The sequence below is a fragment of the Geminocystis herdmanii PCC 6308 genome (assembly GCF_000332235.1).
Classification (GTDB): Bacteria; Cyanobacteriota; Cyanobacteriia; order Cyanobacteriales; family Cyanobacteriaceae; genus Geminocystis; species Geminocystis herdmanii.
Window position 1 is genome coordinate 2,879,180 of sequence record NZ_CM001775.1, and the last position, 19,400, is coordinate 2,898,579.

19 protein-coding genes are annotated in these 19,400 nt (G+C 33.3%); 11 read left to right on the top strand and 8 right to left on the bottom strand.

Annotation, left to right across the window (positions count from 1 at the left end; translation table 11 throughout):
* Nucleotides 1–29: 29 nt before the first annotated feature.
* From SYN6308_RS25805 to SYN6308_RS23465, 3 genes are all read left to right on the top strand, one after another.
* Nucleotides 30–701, top strand: coding sequence for a tubulin-like doman-containing protein (locus SYN6308_RS25805; protein ID WP_026102087.1), 672 nt, complete (start codon nt 30–32; stop codon nt 699–701).
* Nucleotides 702–706: 5 nt separating this feature from the next.
* Nucleotides 707–3,508, top strand: a complete 2,802-nt coding sequence (locus SYN6308_RS14355) for a tubulin-like doman-containing protein (protein WP_272943064.1) — start codon at nt 707–709, stop codon at nt 3,506–3,508.
* Nucleotides 3,509–3,778: 270 nt separating this feature from the next.
* Nucleotides 3,779–6,085 carry a MotA/TolQ/ExbB proton channel family protein gene (locus SYN6308_RS23465; RefSeq protein WP_017295145.1) on the top strand — a complete coding sequence of 769 codons (2,307 nt, stop codon included), beginning with the start codon at nt 3,779–3,781 and terminating at the stop codon, nt 6,083–6,085.
* A gap of 10 nt (nt 6,086–6,095) precedes the next feature.
* On the opposite strand, the gene SYN6308_RS24950 is transcribed toward SYN6308_RS23465, so the two are convergent.
* Nucleotides 6,096–6,245, bottom strand: a complete 150-nt coding sequence (locus SYN6308_RS24950) for a hypothetical protein (RefSeq protein ID WP_017295146.1) — start codon at nt 6,243–6,245, stop codon at nt 6,096–6,098.
* A gap of 28 nt (nt 6,246–6,273) precedes the next feature.
* Entirely contained in the window at nt 6,274–6,579 is a 306-nt protein-coding gene (locus SYN6308_RS26020; RefSeq protein ID WP_026102089.1) for a HepT-like ribonuclease domain-containing protein, read from the bottom strand.
* Between SYN6308_RS26020 and SYN6308_RS22580 the strand changes: the two genes are divergently transcribed.
* Nucleotides 6,567–6,965: a hypothetical protein gene (locus tag SYN6308_RS22580; RefSeq protein ID WP_017295148.1), complete on the top strand. Its 399-nt coding sequence runs from the start codon at nt 6,567–6,569 to the stop codon at nt 6,963–6,965. The two genes, SYN6308_RS26020 and SYN6308_RS22580, sit on opposite strands and share 13 nt — an antisense overlap.
* A 31-nt stretch (nt 6,966–6,996) precedes the next feature.
* Here the strand turns inward: SYN6308_RS22580 and SYN6308_RS14380 are convergent, their stop codons facing one another.
* The 3 genes from SYN6308_RS14380 to SYN6308_RS14390 form a co-directional block, all read right to left on the bottom strand.
* Nucleotides 6,997–7,221: a DUF167 family protein gene (locus SYN6308_RS14380; protein ID WP_017295149.1), complete on the bottom strand. Its 225-nt coding sequence runs from the start codon at nt 7,219–7,221 to the stop codon at nt 6,997–6,999.
* An 11-nt stretch (nt 7,222–7,232) separates the two neighbouring features.
* Entirely contained in the window at nt 7,233–8,186 is a 954-nt protein-coding gene (locus tag SYN6308_RS14385) for an asparaginase (protein ID WP_017295150.1), read from the bottom strand.
* A gap of 459 nt (nt 8,187–8,645) precedes the next feature.
* A complete protein-coding gene (locus SYN6308_RS14390) occupies nt 8,646–9,044 on the bottom strand; it encodes a hypothetical protein (RefSeq protein ID WP_017295151.1) in 399 nt (132 codons plus the stop codon).
* A gap of 149 nt (nt 9,045–9,193) precedes the next feature.
* Between SYN6308_RS14390 and SYN6308_RS14395 the strand changes: the two genes are divergently transcribed.
* The 4 genes from SYN6308_RS14395 to ffh all read left to right on the top strand — a co-directional run bounded on the left by SYN6308_RS14395 (nt 9,194) and on the right by ffh (nt 13,539).
* On the top strand, nt 9,194–9,931 hold the full coding sequence (locus tag SYN6308_RS14395) for a DUF6816 family protein (RefSeq protein ID WP_237741220.1): 738 nt from the start codon (nt 9,194–9,196) through the stop codon (nt 9,929–9,931).
* 104 nt (nt 9,932–10,035) lie between these two features.
* Entirely contained in the window at nt 10,036–10,599 is a 564-nt protein-coding gene (locus tag SYN6308_RS14400) for a DUF3172 domain-containing protein (RefSeq protein ID WP_017295153.1), read from the top strand.
* A 140-nt stretch (nt 10,600–10,739) separates the two neighbouring features.
* Nucleotides 10,740–11,813: a glucose-1-phosphate thymidylyltransferase gene (locus SYN6308_RS14405; protein ID WP_026102090.1), complete on the top strand. Its 1,074-nt coding sequence runs from the start codon at nt 10,740–10,742 to the stop codon at nt 11,811–11,813.
* Between the two features lie 286 nt (nt 11,814–12,099).
* On the top strand, nt 12,100–13,539 hold the full coding sequence (ffh, locus tag SYN6308_RS14410) for a signal recognition particle protein (RefSeq protein WP_017295155.1): 1,440 nt from the start codon (nt 12,100–12,102) through the stop codon (nt 13,537–13,539).
* A gap of 52 nt (nt 13,540–13,591) precedes the next feature.
* On the opposite strand, the gene SYN6308_RS14415 is transcribed toward ffh, so the two are convergent.
* Nucleotides 13,592–15,028, bottom strand: a complete 1,437-nt coding sequence (locus SYN6308_RS14415; protein WP_017295156.1) for an LCP family protein — start codon at nt 15,026–15,028, stop codon at nt 13,592–13,594.
* Between the two features lie 100 nt (nt 15,029–15,128).
* On the opposite strand from SYN6308_RS14415, the gene SYN6308_RS14420 reads away from it, so the two are divergent.
* Entirely contained in the window at nt 15,129–15,569 is a 441-nt protein-coding gene (locus tag SYN6308_RS14420; RefSeq protein ID WP_017295157.1) for a GNAT family N-acetyltransferase, read from the top strand.
* A gap of 14 nt (nt 15,570–15,583) precedes the next feature.
* On the opposite strand, the gene SYN6308_RS14425 is transcribed toward SYN6308_RS14420, so the two are convergent.
* Nucleotides 15,584–16,594: a phosphoribulokinase gene (locus SYN6308_RS14425; RefSeq protein WP_017295158.1), complete on the bottom strand. Its 1,011-nt coding sequence runs from the start codon at nt 16,592–16,594 to the stop codon at nt 15,584–15,586.
* 278 nt (nt 16,595–16,872) lie between these two features.
* Here SYN6308_RS14425 and SYN6308_RS14430 point away from each other — a divergent pair, with 278 nt between their 5' ends.
* Together SYN6308_RS14430 and SYN6308_RS14435 are read left to right on the top strand one after the other, a co-directional pair.
* Nucleotides 16,873–17,235, top strand: coding sequence for a single-stranded DNA-binding protein (locus SYN6308_RS14430; RefSeq protein ID WP_017295159.1), 363 nt, complete (start codon nt 16,873–16,875; stop codon nt 17,233–17,235).
* A gap of 537 nt (nt 17,236–17,772) precedes the next feature.
* Nucleotides 17,773–18,909, top strand: coding sequence for a glycosyltransferase (locus SYN6308_RS14435; protein ID WP_017295160.1), 1,137 nt, complete (start codon nt 17,773–17,775; stop codon nt 18,907–18,909).
* 139 nt (nt 18,910–19,048) lie between these two features.
* Here SYN6308_RS14435 and SYN6308_RS14440 read toward each other — a convergent pair whose 3' ends face one another.
* Complete coding sequence (locus SYN6308_RS14440; protein ID WP_017295161.1) at nt 19,049–19,375, bottom strand: DUF565 domain-containing protein; 327 nt, start codon at nt 19,373–19,375, stop codon at nt 19,049–19,051.
* Nucleotides 19,376–19,400 lie beyond the last annotated feature (25 nt).

Consider the following 19,400-nt stretch of genomic DNA (forward strand, 5'->3'; position numbering starts at 1 on the left):
ATTAATAGTCCAATTATTTTATAACTATTATGGTTAGCAAGAGTCCTACAGAAACAAAAACCCTCAATATTAAACGTACCGTATGTATTGGCTTAGGGGGTACTGGTAGAGATATTTTAATGCAAATTCGCCGTTTAATAGTCGATCGATATGGTAAACTGAGCGAGTTACCCGTTGTCAGTTTCGTGCATATAGACACCGATAAAAACGCCTCCCAAGTAGCAGGGTTAAAAAGTGGAGACACCTATCACGGCGAGAATATCTTGTTTAAACCTGCCGAATATGTTACGGCTACGATGAATAAACAGGAAATCAATGATTTAGTAGCAGGATTAGAAGAAAGAAATCCCCATGAAAGAACATCACCTTACAATCATATTGCTAATTGGTTTCCCCCACAATTAGTAAGAAATTTACAAGCTATAGAAGATGGTGCAGGTGCAATTCGCCCAGTGGGAAGATTAGCCTTTTTTCACAATCATAATAAAATTCAGAGTGCTATCAAAAATGCTGATAATAGAACTATCGGACATTCTGAAAAACTATTAAGTAAAAATATAGCCGTTGAATCGGGTACTAATATTTTCGTTTTTGGTTCATTGTGTGGAGGTACAGGAAGCGGTACATTTATTGATATGGCTTATACTCTCAGAGCCATGTATAGTGATCAAGTAAATATACTCAGAAAGGGCATAACTTGAGCGAGGTGAAGGTAGGCAACCGGCTACGGGCAACAGGCAAAAGTTTTCTTGTAACATCAAATTATAGCCTTTGCGAGTATAACAAAATTATTGGTTACTTTGTCATGACTCCTGAACTATACGGTAATAACGCTGGAGTCAGAGCGAATACTTACGCCGCATTAAAAGAATTAGATTATTATAGTTCTCCTAAGCGTCGATTTAAACAAAATTATGATGCACAAGGCATTGTTTCCATTGATGAATCTCGCCCTCCTTTTGATTATTGTTACCTAGTGGGCGATCGCACTTTTAATGATCATCGAATACTAAATAAAAACAAACTTTCTCAAATTATTGCCTATAAAATTTTTGCAGATTTTGCAGAAGATAAAGAAATTATAGCAGGATTAAAACGTAATCGGAAAAACTTTGATTTACCGATTACATTATTTGATGAACATCCCCGTAGTAATGTTCAAAATTATCTAACATTTGGTTTATCAAAAATTTATTTTCCCCGAGATTTAACCATTGCGATTTGCCTGAATAAAGTTAAAATGAAACTAATTAACTTCTGGTTATATGGAGACGGGCAGAGTCCAGATTCAGTAGAATTATTAGACAAATTTTTATTAAATTGGCAGTCAAAAAATGAAACTAATCCTAACATTTTCAAAGCCAAACTAGAATCTGTTACCCAAGAAAATGATAAGACATTTAAACAGGTATTAAATAACTGGTTAAGTAAAAATAAAACTGAAATAGATAACTGCAACAATGCAGATGATAGACAGAGATTTATCGATAAAATCCGTAGTGAAATTAAAAGCCAATTCAAAAAAGTACAACTCGGAGAAACCGAAAATATTAGGGGTGTATGGTTAACTCAATTACAGAAAAATAGTATTAAATTAGAAAAACAATTTACTCAAGATATTCTTGATTATTTTGCTAATTTACTCGAACCTTCTAACCCTACTTTTGCCTTAGATAATACTCGAGGTTGGTTAGAGGCATTATTAACTAAATTAAATGAATATGTAAGAGAATTAGAAGAAGAAAAAGAAAAAGGTATGGCTTTTGTTACCCTTGAAAATATAGATAAAAAATGGCAAGATTCTTGTCAAAGATTTGATGATATTGAAACCGATAAAAAAGGTTTTTTAGGTATTGGTGGTAAATCTAATAAAACAAAAAATCAAGAATTTGAGCGAGAAGCAAATCAAAGTATTCAAGACATTGATAAACTTATTCAACGAAACTTTGATTTAACCTTAACAGAAGAATCACTCAAAATAGTAACTAACTTAAGACAATTAGTCATAAATCTAAAAACTAAAGCCAGTAATTTTTATAATCTCCTTCAAGATATAGAAAGTTTTTATAAACGCAAAGGAGAAGATTTAAGTCAAATCGATGATGATGAAATTAACGGAGAGGCAATATTTGAACCTGAAGATAATGATCAATATTATCAAGTTTTATTACCTGAATCAGAAAAAAGAAACTTATTCGTAGAAGTTAGTAATAAAATTAACGAAACAGCGACTCTCCCCTCTTCATTATTGTATTTTTTCACCGCCGAAAGAGCCATTGATGAAAGAGAATTAAGTGAAATTATTGATGATAATATTGAGGGAAAATTTGGGAATAAGACTATCGATTTAACTGAATCAGTGGTTAATCGTTTTATGCAGAAATATCCTTTTTCTAGTGGTGAAATTCGTTTACAGCAAATTATTGATGAAGGAGATTTTTTACTGCCATTAAATTTAAGTGAACCCTATTTAATAAATAATTTTGCTCCTAGTAAAAATGAATCTCCTAGAGTAGAACCAATAATTGCTTTTAAAGGAACTGATGAAAGAGAAAATAAACAATTTCAAGAATTAATTACTCAAAAATTAGGTTTTCCTTCTGATCGTGTTATTCCATTAATACAATCAAAAAATGAAATTATAATTATTCAAGAAATTGCGGCTTTTCCTTTAAGAATTATTAATGGTTTACAAACTCTAAAATCTCAATATGAACAACAAAAATCATCTCTCAATGGTTATTCATTACATAACGATTATACAAAGAACTTTTTAGATATAATTCCACCTCCAGCTAGAGAAATGGAACAATTACAAGATTTATTTTACACTTGTTTAGGATTTGGAAAAATTACTAAAAATATTCCTGTTACTCATAAAAAATATAAAAAAATAAAACCTGCTGATAGTCATTATACAGCAATAGTTTTAAAAACTGAAAATGAATTAACAGGCGAAAATTATGAGTTAGAATTAAGTCAAAATTGGTCTGAAGCATTAGAACAAATTTCACAAAATAAAGCCTTAGTGGAACATTTAGAAGATATAAAAGAAGAATTAATTTATGACATTCAAACTCAACCAGAATTATGGACTTCTTATGATTTAAAGTTCAAATCATTTGCTCGTAAAGTTAGTCAAATGAAAGAATCAGATGATAACTTTCCAGAAAAAGATTTATTATTGGGAAAACCTGCTAATCTTAATTCTCGTCCCAAAGAAGGTATTTTAACTAGAATTTATAAGCAATTTATGACTATTTTAGAAGAAATTAAAACTGAGTTAGATCAAGAATTAGAATTTGATCAAAATAATGAGACTAATTTCGTTGATGCTGAAATAGATAATTCGGATAATTATATTAATATTAATGTAGAAGAAGTCGATCGAGAATTTTATGAGAAATGGAAAAATATAACTCCATTAGAATTATTAGAAATGAAAAAAGAAGGTATTTTAAGCACAGAGGAGGTAAATAAAATCAAAAAATATGTCTTGGGTTTATAATGATTAAAAATTAGAAGATAGAATTAAACTTATGAGGTAATCAAATCATTATTTTATAAGTTTTTCTATCGTCAAAATTTATTAAAAATTTATTAACAACATTTGGACAATCGAAAGACACCAAGACTGCTGATAAAATTATTAAAAAAATATACCACAGTCGATCGAATAAATCTAGTTTAAAAAATATATAAATGAAATAAAATTACATGACACGATAACTTTAACTTAGATATATTTTTGATAAACTCTATAATTACTAAAAACATTATGTTAGAAACATTTAAAATTTTTCCGCTATGGTTAACCATAACAACAATAGTTTTCGTTATTTTACCTGCTATTTTATCAGCTTTTACTAGACGTAGTTTATATCAACATTTACGAGATTTAGAAAAGAAAACAAGAAGATTAGTTAATGGTGATAGTGAAGGAATACAACCTAGATTTATTAATCTTTTGCAACAACGATTTACAAAATCAAGTCAACAGATAGAAAATGTTAATACCATTGCCTTAATTGACGGAGTATATCATCAAGAAACCATCACTTTTTTAAATATTAAAATTCGTTGTGAAGAAGCGGAATATATCACTAAAACTATTCCTAATTTACTCTTAGCTTTTGGTTTATTAGGTACATTTTTAGGCATCACCTTAAACTTAAATAGTATCAGTCAAATTATTAATACTGGCGGTACAAATATTATTGATTTAACAAGCCAGCTACAGCAACCTTTACAAAGTATGGGGATTGCTTTTATTACCAGTTTAATCGGTTTATTCTGTGCATCAATTTTGACAATAATTAATCTTAAATATAATATTAGTTTAGAGAAAAATTCTTTACTAAATAACTTAGAAGACTATCTCGATAATATTTATAAACCTTTGGTAGAAGGTGACACCAGATTAGATAAAGCAGTTAATAAAATGGTGGATAAACAAACAGAATTTTTAGAGAGATTTCATGAAAAAGTCGGGCAAGTTTTAGAGCGAACTTTTAAACAAGCGGCAGATAGAATTGCCGAAGAAAATGAGAAATCAGTAAAATTAGCTACTCAAATTTATAATGCTTTATGGGAAGTTTCTAGTAGTTTAAATACAGGGGCAAATACTTTTCAATTATCGATGGATAAATTAGCTAGTCAAGTAAAGAATCTCGATAATATTGTAGTTAAATTAGATAAAAATATCAATAATTTTGCGAATAGTTCTCAACTTATTTTACAAGCATCGAATAAAATAGAAGCGAGTAAGTTTAGTGAAAATTTAGAGAAAATTACTGATAATTTAGCTCAAATTCAAAGAGAGTTTACCCTATCGACAAAAGAATTAACCCAAAGTGTAATTATTTTTCATAATGATAGTAAAAAAGCCACTGATTTAGCATTAAATATTTACCAAGAGTTAAAAACAGCTAGTGAAAGTTTGGAGGAAAGTTCGGTTTTATTTGCCGATTCAGCTACTACTATTAAAGAAAGTCAATTTACTCAAAATTTACTCTATGCTAGTGATAATTTAAAAACAATTAAAGAACAATTTTTAGATTTAATTGATAGCTTACACCATTTAATTAAACCTCTTGAAAATAATATTCAAACTTTTAATTTATCGATTCATAAAATGAGCGAAATTTCACCCAATTATCAGCAATTTGCCAATTCGATCGAACTCTTAGATAAAAGTGCTAATATTTTTATACAATCCGCCGAAACAATTAAAGAAAGTAAATTTAACGATAGTTTACAAGAAACAACAAGTAACATAATTAAAATGGAAAATATATTTTTAGAAAATATTAAAAATTTTAGTGACATAGTAGAGCCAATAACAATTAATATTAGAACTTTAAAACTTTCTAGTAACAAAATGCAACAACTAGCAGAAAATATTGACCAAATTCAATCTAATATTAACATGATTAACGATCGATATTTAGAAATGACTAATACCAGCGGAGAAATTTTATTAAAACTGGGAGAAATGGCAGTTAATACCAATAATAGCCATAGTCAAGTTATTGATAATTTAAACAGGATAACAAAGCAATTTAGTGATAATTTTAATAATAATTATCCTTCTCTTATTGGCGAATTGGGGCAAGATATATCCAATAATAATTATGATTTAAAAGGCTTAACTTATAGATTAATTAGTGAGGTAAAACAAAAGGCTAAAGATATTAATTATTTATCAAGAATTGAAGGAGATAAAATTCTCACAGAAACTGCTTTTAAATATTTACCCAAAATAGAAGAAAGATTGAGAGAAACTGCAAATCAATTTAAACAATATCATTATGATCATATTGATAAAGATGGAAGAAAATGTACTCCTGAAGAAGCAGAAATAATTGCTAATGAATTAAGATATTTAGGCATGGAAATAAGAAATATTCAAAATATATCAGATTTAAGATTAATGTATAGAGTAACTTCTTTATTTTCCTATCAAATATCAAGATTTAGGCATTATAAAGCAAATAAAAATAATCTATCTTTATCTTATTTTATTAACAATGAAGTTCTCAATATTTTAAATGAATGTATGGCTAAAAGTTATTATTTAAGTTAATACTTGATATTTAATTAACTATACGTCTCCTATTATTCTTAATATCATTTCTGGCGTTATTGAGAGAATCATTTAACTCTTGATTAGAATTAATTTCTATCATTTCAAATTCGTCCACATAACTTATTTCTTGTATGTATCTGGTTGTTGCTGTTTCCATAAAATAAATTTATTTCATTAATCCTTAGTTAAAGGTTTTGAATAATATCCTCAATGACTGGTTTTAGTAAAAGTAAATCTATTGTGATAGTATCCCAGACAATTTGATAGTTAATACCAAAATAATAATGAATGATTTTATCTCTCATACCAGTCAATCCTTTCCATTTTATCTGAGGGTATTTTATTCTGATATTTTCAGGGATATTTTTAGTCGCTTCTCCTATTCTTTCTATGGCGTGATTTATGGCAAATAGAGTTTTTGTATCATTGACAAAAGAATCAAACGTTAAATCTTCTGTAAATGTTTCAATAATTAATAATGTTTCTAAAATATCTTCTAAATAATAGTATTATTCCCCAAATAAAAACAATTGTTAAAGAAAGAAATATCGACTTTATCCAAGTAATTGGCCATACAGATGGACAAGTTTTAGGTTTAACAGGAAATCTCGATCGAAACTTAGAAAAAGTAGCACAAAATCAGCTAAAAGTCAACCAATTAAATGCAGGTTCAAATGCAGATTTAGCCTTAATGAGAGCCTTAGCAGTGGTACAAGAATTACAATCAAATCCCGACTTAAAAAATGTCAAATTTAGAGCCTATTCCGCTGCCCAATTATACCTACCATCAGGAGAATTAGCCCCCTTAAATCGTCAAGCTGACGAAAGAAGAAGACGTATTGAAATTCGCTTTATTCCTCCAGCACAAAACAATTAAAAGGGGTAAATAGTTTGTTTTTTAAGAAAAATTAACTGTCAATAATTTCAATGACTTTATTCTTACTAGATAACCCTAATTTGATGATAACTTGAGATTTTTTTACCTTAAATTGTTTTGCTAATAAAGAGATTAATTCTTCATTAGCTTTACCGTCAACGGGAGGAGATTTTAAGTTAATTATCCAGATACCTTCGCTATTTTGGGTGATTTTTGATTGTGAGGAATTAGGTTTAACTTTGACGGTAATTTTCATCATTTATCTTTTTACAATAAAGCCAATTCTCCTGCTACTTCCAAACGCCTATAATTATCAATGCGCAAAAATTTATCCCCTAAATTCTCTGCAACCGTTGGGGTAATCCATCCCATTTGTTTTAATACATGAATAGCCGTGGCATATTTCGCCCGTTTTGCACCATCTAAAATTTTGATGGCTAATCCCATATTTTGCCCAATATTACCAATACATTGGATACCTTCCGCCCCTGATTTACTCACTAACAATCCATCGGTTAAGTTCATTAATTCGGTGTCAAATGCTCCAGCTCCTGCTATCATACTGGGATGATGGGTCATCGATCGAACTATTCTTTCTAAATCAATGCTGTTACCCGATGCCAATTTAGCGTAAAGAGTCGCCATTTGTCCTAATTCTAAAGCATAGGTAGGCACACCGCAATCATCCCTCGCCGTCATAATTTCTGCACCCGGAATTGACAATAATTCGGCTATCTTATGTAATATTAGCTGTTGTACAGGGTTCGATCGATGAGTATAAGTATCTAAATCCCAATTTCTTTGTTGACACACCGCCAACATACCTGCGTGTTTTCCTGAGCAATTATGTTGTAACGCGCTATCTTTTCCTTGAGGAATCGGGCATTTTAGGTAACTGGGCTCAATATCCGCTCTCCATAGTATATTAAATACTTGTCTAGCTTGTTCAATATTACCTTGATGAGAGCTACAAATAATTGCCAAATCCTTGTCGGTTAAATCAAACCTCTCCATTACCCCTGTGCTTGTCACCGCAAGAGCTTGAAACGGTTTCATGGACGATCGCATAAAAGAGACAGTTTCAGCATCTCCAGCGACAGCTAGGCTACGTCCTCGATCGTCCGCCACTACCACTTCTCCCTGATGGATAGATTCCACTATCCCTTCTCTAAGGAGATGTACTTCTAAACGTGGATAAGGGGTGCGTTTTAATCTAGTCATAGGATTGATTGTGTTCGATCGAGAAATTTCTGATTATATTATACTTGACTAAGGCATAATTTGAGCCTGATTAGAGTAAGCAACATTTGGATTACTCTTAGTGCAAGTAGGTAAAAGCCAAAAGGCAGAAGTAATTTTATAATATAAAATTAAACCTTAATAACTATATAAAAATAGACAGGTTACTTATGAAATATTATAAATATTTTATTGTCATTTTAACACAAAGGAAAAATATCAAAAATGCCCTTAACAAGACAAACAATAAAGGAAGAATATTTTACTTCGTAAATAGTCAAAAAAAATTTAAGTTGTTAAATAATCATAAGATAGAAAACTGTGTTATTAACGTAATTTTTTACCTTAATTTTTATCCCTTTCTGAATTTTTCGGCAATCTCTATTTAGTCTAAACTATTCGTAAATTCATATTTTTTTTTAATATTTCTTTTAAATTTGCTCAATTATTAACTCTTTTTTCGATGTCTTCAAAAGTTTTTAATAACAAAGTTTGAGCTTGTAATTTCCAGCCTAATTGTTGAATTTTTATGGCAATAGGAAGTGCAATAGCTGGAGCTAAAAAATCTAAATATTGTTGAGAAGAAATCCCTAATAATAAACCTAAACCTGCAATTCCCCAAAACGGTAACGCAAAGGTTTGACGCTCTTTTTCCAGTTTTTTTGCCCAAAATCCTTGGGGCATTTGTGCTAATAATTCTTCTTTTAATTTTTGTTGTTCTTTAAATGTTAACGCTATACCGATTTTACGGCGTAACTTTTCAATTTTTAAAGCATCAGTGCTATACTGTGTTAATTGATCTTCCGCCATTAAAATTAAGTTATTGAGTGTTAATGTCATATAATTTATTATGTTTATTTAACTATTCTAAATTAGTTATCCTAATCTTAAATCATTCCTGAAAAGTTATAAATATTTCTAACTCCTATTTCCTATATTTTATGAATTTTAATTTTATCACGAAATACCTCCTTTTTATTCTCACAATATTGAGCTTTTTATTCTTAAATATTTCCAGTGTTAATGCCAGTATCTTAGATCAAAGAATATCACAATATCCCCAATGGGATCATAAACTTTCTTTACCGAAGCCTAGGCAAGAGTTAATTTTTCCCGATTGGTTTGAAGGTATATGGGATGTTACTAGCACTTTAAAAGAACAAATTGCCCCCCTTTCACCTCAATTTAAAACTCCTAGTTTTGATAGTAATGAGATATATGTTGATAAAAAGATCAATTTTTTAGTTAAATTTATTCCCACAATTTTAATACCTAAAAATAATAATTTTGTGCCAACAATTATTAATAAGAATCAAGTGATAATTCCCGATCGAGCTTTTAATGGTTTATCTATAGCTCAAGCATATTTAGGAGAAAAAAATGTTAAACAAGTAATTGTTAATAAGTTTAATTCTACAGAACAAAAAACAGTTTTTCAAAAAGATAATGAGTTAATCTCCACTGTCATAGGAAGAAAACAAGAAACCGTTTCACCTAATGATTTTATCACTAGCGAAATCACAAGACAATTTTTTCGCCGTCCAAATAGTGTCTATTTAAACTTAGTAGAAACTACCACAAAATATCACTTAATTAATGAAAATAAAATAGAAGGAGAACAAATTACTGCCGTTTATTTATCCACAGAAGACCCAGATTATTTTTTAGCGATCGAGCAACCAGTAGCCCTATATTATTATACACTAAACCTAGTAAAAAAATCTTAAAATAAGTTTATAAAGTTCAAAAATTATTGCTTTAAATTCATCAAATTCTCATATTAAGCTATCATTATCTAATAGACTAAACCATCAATAATCCCACAAAAGGAATGAAACGCCAACCTAGATCAAAAAATCCCTACCCTTACGATAATTCGCCACCTCGTAAAACAAATAAACCTCCTTCCCCCTCATTTATGGAAGGTTTAAACTATACTTTAGTCGCTATTTGTGCGGGTATTTTTATTCTCGGTATCGGAGTTGGTATTGCTTTAAGCTCTGGACAGACTATTAGTACTCCTAATGTAGCGTCAAGGGAAGTGATCGATCGAAGTGCGCCCAACCCCGAAATTTGTGTACAATTTGGCGCAAGTGCTATTGTATCTGATTTACGAGTCTTTATCACCCTTAATCCTTTTAACGTTTATGTAACACAGCCAAACATGAAGCCCGGATGTGTTTTAAGAAAGAATAATTGGTCAATTTTAGAACAACAAAAATTAATTACTGATGAGCAGGTAAGACTGTGTAAAAATCGCATGAATACTTTTGCATTTACTGGTACTTTAGAAAGTTCTCCTAGGATAGAATGTGTCTATCAAAACGATGCGGCAGGAAACTTATTTTTTAATCGTCCGGGTACAGTTGATCCGAAAAAAACAGAGAATTTTTAACGATTAATTATTGATATATAAAAGTATATTCTTACTTGAAGATAATCTAATTTTTTTTTAAAATACCTTTTTTTATCGTTAAATATGTTAGAATAAAAATGCCTTTCTTACTCCTTACTCCTTACAATAGGTTATTATTTGTGAAAGCATTAATTTTATCAGGTGGAAAAGGTACAAGATTACGTCCTCTAACTTATACCGGGGCGAAACAATTAGTACCTGTAGCGAATAAACCGATTCTTTGGTACGGTATCGAAGCCTTAGTGAAGGCAAAAATTACAGATATAGGTATCATTATCAGCCCTGAAACTGGCGCGGAAATCCAAGAAAAAACAGGAGATGGTAGTAATTTTGGGGCAAATATTACCTATATTTTACAAGATAGTCCCGATGGTTTAGCCCATGCAGTTAAAATAGCTCAACCTTTTCTCGGTAATTCTCCCTTTGTCATGTATTTAGGTGACAACTTAATTGCTGATGATTTATCAGAATATTTAGATGAGTTTATTCTCAAAAATTTAGATGCTTTAATTCTGCTGAGAAAAGTCTCTAATCCTTCGGCTTTTGGAGTGGCAACAGTTAATGAAAAGGGAGAAGTTTTAGCCTTAGTAGAAAAGCCACAAAATCCTCCTTCTAATTTAGCTTTAGTGGGTATTTATTTTTTCTCTCCTGAAATTCACAACTCGATCGAAATTTTAAAACCTTCTGCACGAGGGGAATTAGAAATAACTGATGCCATTCAAAATTTATTAGAAAATAAAAAATTAGTATCAGCAAGAGAATTAAAAAATTGGTGGTTAGATACAGGAAAAAAAGATGATTTATTAGAGGCAAATCGCATTATTTTAGATACTAATTTAACTTCCGAAAATTTAGGAATAATTCAAGGAAGTACTCAAATAATTGGGAGAGTAAAAATAGGTAAAAAGACAAAAATTATTAATTCAACTATCCGAGGACCTGTTATTATTGGAGATAATTGTTATTTAGAAAATTGCTTTATTGGTCCTTATTCAAGCATAGCAGATAATGCCAAATTAACTGACACAGATTTAGAACATAGTGTTATTTTAGAGTCAGCACAAGTGTTAGGTATTCAACAAAGAATTGTCGATAGTGTAATTGGACAAAGAGCAAAAATTAACCTTGTTTTAAAACGCCCAAAAGCTCTAAGTTTTATGATTGGTGATGACTCTCACATTGAATTAACATAGATTCTTTATCATACCTCCCCTTCACCAAAATACTTTTTCAGCAAACCCTACTTATTCTATCTATCAACACCATCAAAACCTTGATGTTTCAGTATTTCTCCTCTCTCCTGTCTTCTGACTCCTATCTTCCTAATCGATAAAGACTATGAGGAAAACCCTAATTAACATCCTTATTCCTTCTCACTTTTTACGTTTTATTTCTTACTCCTTGCTTAAAAATATTGTCAATTCATCTGGAATAACTAATAATTAGTTATATTATGATAATTTTTATATAAAATAAATTATGTTTGATGCTTTAGCCGAACGTTTAGAAGATTCATGGAAAAAGTTACGAGGACAAGGTAAAATTTCCTCAAGTAATATTCAAGATGCTTTACAGGAAGTCAGACGAGCTTTATTAGAAGCAGATGTTAATTTTCAGGTTGTCAAAAGTTTTGTTGCCGAAGTCGAAAAAAAAGCCCTTGGTGCAGAAGTTATCTCTGGGGTAAATCCTCAACAGCAGTTTGTCAAGATTGTGTACGATGAATTAGTCAAAGTCATGGGGGAAAGTAATGTACCCCTTGCTAATGCCGAAAAATCCCCCACAGTAATCTTAATGGCTGGTTTACAAGGTGCGGGGAAAACCACCGCTACCGCTAAATTGGCTTTATATCTGCAAAAACAAAATCGTAGCTGTTTATTAGTTGCGACAGACGTATATCGACCTGCGGCGATCGATCAGTTAATTACTTTAGGGAAACAAATTTCTATCCCCGTCTTTGAGTTAGGTAAGGATGCTAACCCCGTAGAGATTGCCCGTCAGGGTATCGCCCAAGCCAAAGAGCAAAAAGTCGATACTGTCATTATAGACACTGCTGGACGTTTGCAGATCGATCGAGACATGATGGCAGAATTAGCCCAAATCAAAGAAGTAGTGCAACCCCACGAAATTTTGTTAGTAGTGGACTCCATGACAGGGCAGGAAGCCGCCAACGTTACCCGTACATTCCATGAAGAAATTGGCATTACAGGCGCGATTTTAACCAAAATGGATGGGGATAGCCGAGGGGGTGCAGCCTTATCCGTGCGTACCATTTCAGGGCAACCCATTAAATTTATTGGGGTAGGGGAAAAAGTCGAAGCGCTTGAACCCTTTTATCCCGATCGCATGGCATCCCGTATATTAAATATGGGGGATATTGTCACCCTTGTGGAAAAAGCGCAGGAAGAATTAGACATCGCCGACGTTGAAAAAATGCAACGAAAGATGATGGAAGCGAAATTCGACTTTAACGACTTCGTCAAACAGATGCGCCTGTTGAAAAATATGGGATCATTTGCAGGGGTAATGAAACTTATCCCCGGTATGAATAAATTAGGGGCAGGGGCGCTCGAACAAGGAGAAGTGCAACTGAAAAAAACCGAATCTATGATCAACTCCATGACAAAGGAAGAAAGGGCAAATCCGCAACTTTTAGCCCAATCACCTAGTCGTCGTCGCCGTGTCGCTAAAGGCTCAGGCCATGAGGAAAAAGAAGTATCTCGTCTTGTCAGTGACTTTACCCGAATGCGCACCATGATGCAACAAATGAGCATGGGAGGAGGTATGCCCGGAATGCCCGGAATGCCTGATATGGGAGGTATGGGCGGATTATTTGGCGGAAATCGTCCCGGTTATCGCAATCAACCTCCGGCTAAAAAACCGAAAAAAGTTAAGAAGAAAAGAGGTTTTGCTGATCTCTAAAGGTTAAGCTCGATCGCGCAGCGCCACTTCGTGATCGAGGTCTTCAATCTTCTTAATAGGATATAGTTTTAAAAGAATTATCTTGAGGTCGATCGAAATTAATATTATGCCAATCTTGACCGACTTGAATAGTTATATCAGAATTTAAAACTCCTGTACTTTCCACTACTACTTCCCCAACTCCTAAATCGGCTCTCACTTGAGCTGCGGAAAAATTATCCCCTTGTTGTGCCACAATTTTAGTTTTTAATAAGGGTTGTGTCGTAAATTGTCTCGTCACAAAACTGCGATTATAACCGTGCGATCGTAAATAATCCACAATCTCTTGAGCGGTTTCCTGATTTTCTTTTGTCGTCTGTATAGCTACCCTGAGGCTACTAGGGTCTGAAATAGTAGAAGTGGCATAATAATCAGTCTCCATGTCAAAATGTTGTGCCACCACATCTTTAATTTTGGAATCATTAGGCAACCAATAACTTAATTCTCCTTCTCCGGGGACGTTAAAATCACCGGGTAACATGACCATCTTAATACTAGAGCGATCTTTTTGTGCCGTAAAACCAGCGATCGCAATTAATTCATTAGTACTTAAATTAGTGTCAAGATGAGAACGAACTACCGATAGAATATCAGGCATTTTTAAAATAGTTCTCGGACTCAAAGCCTGTTCAATCAAAGCGCGCATGAAAGTTTGTTGTCTTTGAACTCGACCCACATCACCATAGGCATCATAACGGAATCTGAGGAATTGTAAGGCTTTATCGCCGTCAAGGTGTTGTTGCCCTTCTTTTAAATCGATATAGAGATGTTGACTATGATCAGTATATTTCATATTTTGGGGAACATATAAATTTACCCCCCCCAATGCGTCAATAAATTTTTCTACTCCTTGCACATTAATTCTAATGTATCGATCGATCGGCACATCATTTAAAAGATGACTAACGGATTCCGCCGCTAAAGCTGGTCCCCCCAAAGCATTGGCATCATTGATTTTTGTAATTCCCCTACCCCTCACCAAAGTTTTGGTATCCCTAGGAATAGATAATACTGTTACATAATCTTTTTCGGGATCAACTCTTAGTAATAACATACTATCAGATAAACCCTCAAAGGAATTAACAAGGGCGTGATAGCCGACATCTTCATGGACTAAATGGGGTACATCATCGGTAGTTACTTTAATTCCTAATACAAGAATATTAACAGGGCGACTTAATTTAGGAATTTGAAGAGTATCAAAAGTTAAAGTTTCCTCGTCATTAAAAACGGCTTCTTGTTCGGGAGTTAATCTAGCTTGTCTGAGGGGAGTGTTAGATAAGGATAGGGCTAAAAATGCCCCCATAGCAGAGGAGATTACAGCGATCGCACTTAAACCAAAACCCATTAATAACCAATTAGGATTTTTTGGAGACTTAGAGACAGAATTGTTGACAAATTTTTGATTATTACTAGGCTTACCTTGACGGTTAAAATTTTCCTCTGACATTTGATCTCCTCACACGGTTGATATTTAATTTTTAATAATAATTTAACAATGTTAACTTGAAATTGTTTTTATCAGTATATAATCAAGAAAAAAAAATCTTATGCTACACAAAAATATATTAATTAAATCCGTTAGTTTTGAGTCAGAAGGATATGATCAAGCAAAAAAGATAAGACAACAATATCTTCGTAATCCCCTTGGTTTAGTTTTTACTCCCGAAGATTTAGAAATCGATCGATCAGCCTGTCATGTTATTGCCTATGATGAAAGTAAAGTAATCGGCTGTGTTTTAGGTATTCAGGAAGATAAAAAAGTCAAAATTCGACAAATGTTAGTCATTCCTGAATATCAAAAAAAAGGAATCGGCAGTTTGTTATTAACAAAAATTGAAGACATTTTCTCTGACTTAGGAATTAAACACTTTTATCTCCATGCACGACAAGAAAGCCTTAAATTTTATCTCAAAAACCGATACACACCCATAGGAGAAACTTTTATCGAAGTGGGCATTCCCCATCAACGGGCAGATAAATACTCCTAATTCCTGATTCCTAATTAAACAGTTGCGACTTCTTTTTCTTCAGATTTTGCCACAACTCCCGTTAATTGTTCGTAGGTTTCACGCATTTTTAAACCCACTAAAACTTGGAATAAACCAGTACCATTGTTAGAACCGGGGTAATCTTTATGTTTAAGTAACAATTCAGTCATCTCACCATAATATTTAGTGCTAGTACGACTTAAATGACTTTCAACATAAATAATTTCTTCGAGGTTGTCGAATTGACCATCAATTTCAAGGATGGAAACTTCGTTACCCATATAGTTATCAGGTCCATAATACATTTTAAGACCGGGGAAAGCACAGGTAAGTTTACGACCACAAGGGCGCCAATCAATGGTAGAACCTTCATCAAAGAGGTAAGTAGGTTCAAAGTGAGGGATGCCTTCTTTCTCGATGAGACGAACTCGTAAAATTTTACCTTCTTTTTCGTCTTTGATTAATTGGGTTGGTAAAACTTGAAGAACGATGTCTGCATACTGTTTTTGAGGTTCAATATAAGCAGTAAAATCAGGTTTTCTCGCCATGATAGAAGCCACAACATCATCATAACTATGACCTCTTTCCGCCATGTCACGCTGAATTTTCCAGTTAATTTTAACTTCTTCGCTGATGTCGAGATACACACTAAAATCTACTAACTCTCTCACTCTTGCATCATAAAGAGGGTGTAAACCTTCAATCACAATTACTTTATTGGGTTCTATTCTTTCCGGAGGATCGAGTTCTCCTGTTTCATGATTATAAATAGGTTTATCAATAGCTTGACCATTTTTTAACGCTTTAACTTGTTCTGCCATTAAGTCGAAATTGTTGGCACGAGGATCAAGCGCGGTAACTCCTGCTTCTTTTCTTCCTTTTCGATCGAGACAATGATAGTCATCAAGACAGATAACAGTCATAAATTCTTTACCGAATAAATCTTCTAAGCGACGTAAAAAAGTTGATTTACCGCAACCAGAGTCACCCGCAACCCCAATAATTACTACTCTATCTTGAGTCATATTTTCCTCTATAGTTAAAACTAAATTTTACTTATACCAGTAATTTTCTATTGTTTGTTATCTTATCAGTCTAATGCACACTAATCTATAGTTAATTACCTGAGTTCGAGATAAAATTTTTGATGGAGTAAAGGTGTCAGGTGTCAGGTTTTAAGTTTTAGGTTAAATAATGAAAAATCGAGGTTTTGAATCTTTTTCTCCTCCTCCTGCTCCTGATTACCCATTCCTTATGTTATAATTTTTGAATAAGCTAGTACATACATACATTTTTAACGATCATGACTTTAAATATAGTACATTTAGTCGGTAGAGCCGGTTCAAATCCAGAAATTCGTTATTTTGATAGTGGAAAAATTCTTTGTAAGTTTAATATTGCCGTAAATCGTCGTAGTAAAAAAGAAGATCAACCAGACTGGTTTGAATTGGAAATTTGGGATAAAACCGCAGAAATTGCCGCTAACTACGTCAAAAAAGGTAGCTTAGTTGGCATTCAAGGTTCTCTCAAAATTGATACATGGAACGATCGAAACAGTGGCGACAAACGCACTAAACCCTTAATCAGAGTGAATAATCTCGATTTATTAGGCTCTAAAAAAGACAATGACAATTATAGTAATAGTGGGGGCGGTGGAGACTTTTAACAGAAATGGAGAAAGAAGTCCCACGCCGTAAACACGAAAAAGAAAACAACGTTTCGGCGTGGGATGCCGATCGACCAGCATAACAGAGTCCGATAGGACATTTCCCCAAAAAATCAAAATCTATGCTATAATAACGTTGGTCATTGACCCGCCCGACCGACTAAAAGGCCACCCTTGAGGTATAAAGTTATGTACTAGCGGAGTTCGGGGAAGCAACTATCAGTAGTATAAAAGGTCGCAAGACGCTGGTAGGAAGCGAATAGAATTTTGTGTTCTATGGGTCTGCGGAAGGCGGACTCCTGCTCGGATTGGCGATGTGCCATAAAGCCTAGTAATAGGTAGAGATGCGAAGTAAGACTCGACAATGCTTGGATTTGGGGCGGACTAACGTCCGTGCTACGCAACGGAGTGTTGTAAAGCATTGGCAAATGAGACGAGAAGCCTACACTATACCGTAGGTTAGTGTTAGGTACTTCACACCTTGACACCCTTCACAGTGAACCATTAAACTATAGTGTTGCGTTTAGTAAAATATCCATGAAAATTGCTCTGGTTCATGAATGGTTAACCCCAAAAGCCACGGGAGGTTCGGAATTAGTTGTTAAGGAGATATTGAGTTTTATCGATGCTGAAATCTTTGCCTTGATCGACTTTGAATCAACTAATCCCCATAGCTATTTATACCAGAGGAAAATTCACACGACTTTTTTACAACACTTTCCCCTTAGTCGAAATGGAGTACAAAAATATTTACCATTGTTACCCATTGCGATCGAGCAACTGAACTTGACAGAGTATGATGTTATTCTGTCATCTTCCCATGCCGTAGCTAAAGGAGTTATTACCCGTCCTGATCAGCTACACATTTGTTACTCCCATACACCAATGCGCTACGCTTGGGATTTAACCTTTGATTATTTAGACAAAAGTAAACTAGGGAAAGGAATACAAGGCATAATTGCCCGTTATATTTTGCATCGTCTGCGCCAATGGGATGTTACCTCATCTAACCAAGTTGATTATTTTATCGCCAATTCTCATCACACCGCACGAAGAATTTGGCGCTGTTACCGCAGGGAAGCAAAAGTTATTTATCCCCCTGTGCAAGTACAAGAATTTCCTTTTCAACCTCAAAAATCTGATTACTATATCACCATTTCCCGTTTAGTCAGTTACAAAAAAATCTCTTTGATAGTAGAAGCATTCAATCAATTAGGAAAACCCCTTGTGGTTATCGGTGATGGTGAAGAAATGGCACAAATACAGGCTATAGCCAAGCCCAATATCACCCTTTTGGGGTCTGTGGAATATAGTATCCTTAAGGAATATTTAGCCAACGCTAAAGCCTTTGTTTATGCCGCCTGTGAAGATTTTGGCATTGCGATCGTCGAAGCCCAAGCCTGTGGTACTCCTGTTATTGCCTACAACTCTGGCGGAGCAACAGAAACTGTCATTGATATTCGCCAAGATAAAGAAAAAGGTACAGGAGTTCTTTTTTCTCCCCAAACAGTAGAAGGGTTGATAGAAGGAGTAGAAACCTTTTTAGAATTAGAGAAAGAGATTAATCTGGAAAACTGTCGTACCCAAGCGGAAAAATTTAGCACAGAAGTATTTAAGCAATCCTATTTAGATTTTCTGGAATATTGTTATGATAAATGCTTATCAAAGTCTTGATTTTTCATTATTTAATCTAACACCTAACACCTAACACCTAACACCTAATACCTGACACCTAACACCTAATACCTAACACCTAACACCTAATACCTACCCTCATCAAAAGACTTTTTCATCACACCCTATAAAACAATACTTATGAACCAAGTTTTAAGGCTTCCAAAAATAAGCCATAAACAAAACCGATTTTTAAAGAGCTTAATAAGTCCATCCAAGGAGGTTTTTCATTGCGACGACGATATATAATATAATTGCTTGTTTCTGTAAATAAAAGAAAAAATAGTGCGATCGAAGTATCCCATCTAGCTGATTGTCCTGCGGAAGTAGTAATCACATTGGCAAGGAAAAAACCCAACAATGCACAAATAATTATTAAGGATAATTGTCGCCAAGGATTAGTTAAAAACCCAAAAAATTGATTAACTAATCGCTCTATCAATAAGTTTAAACGGGTTTCTTGCATATTATCTAATAACTCTAACTAATTA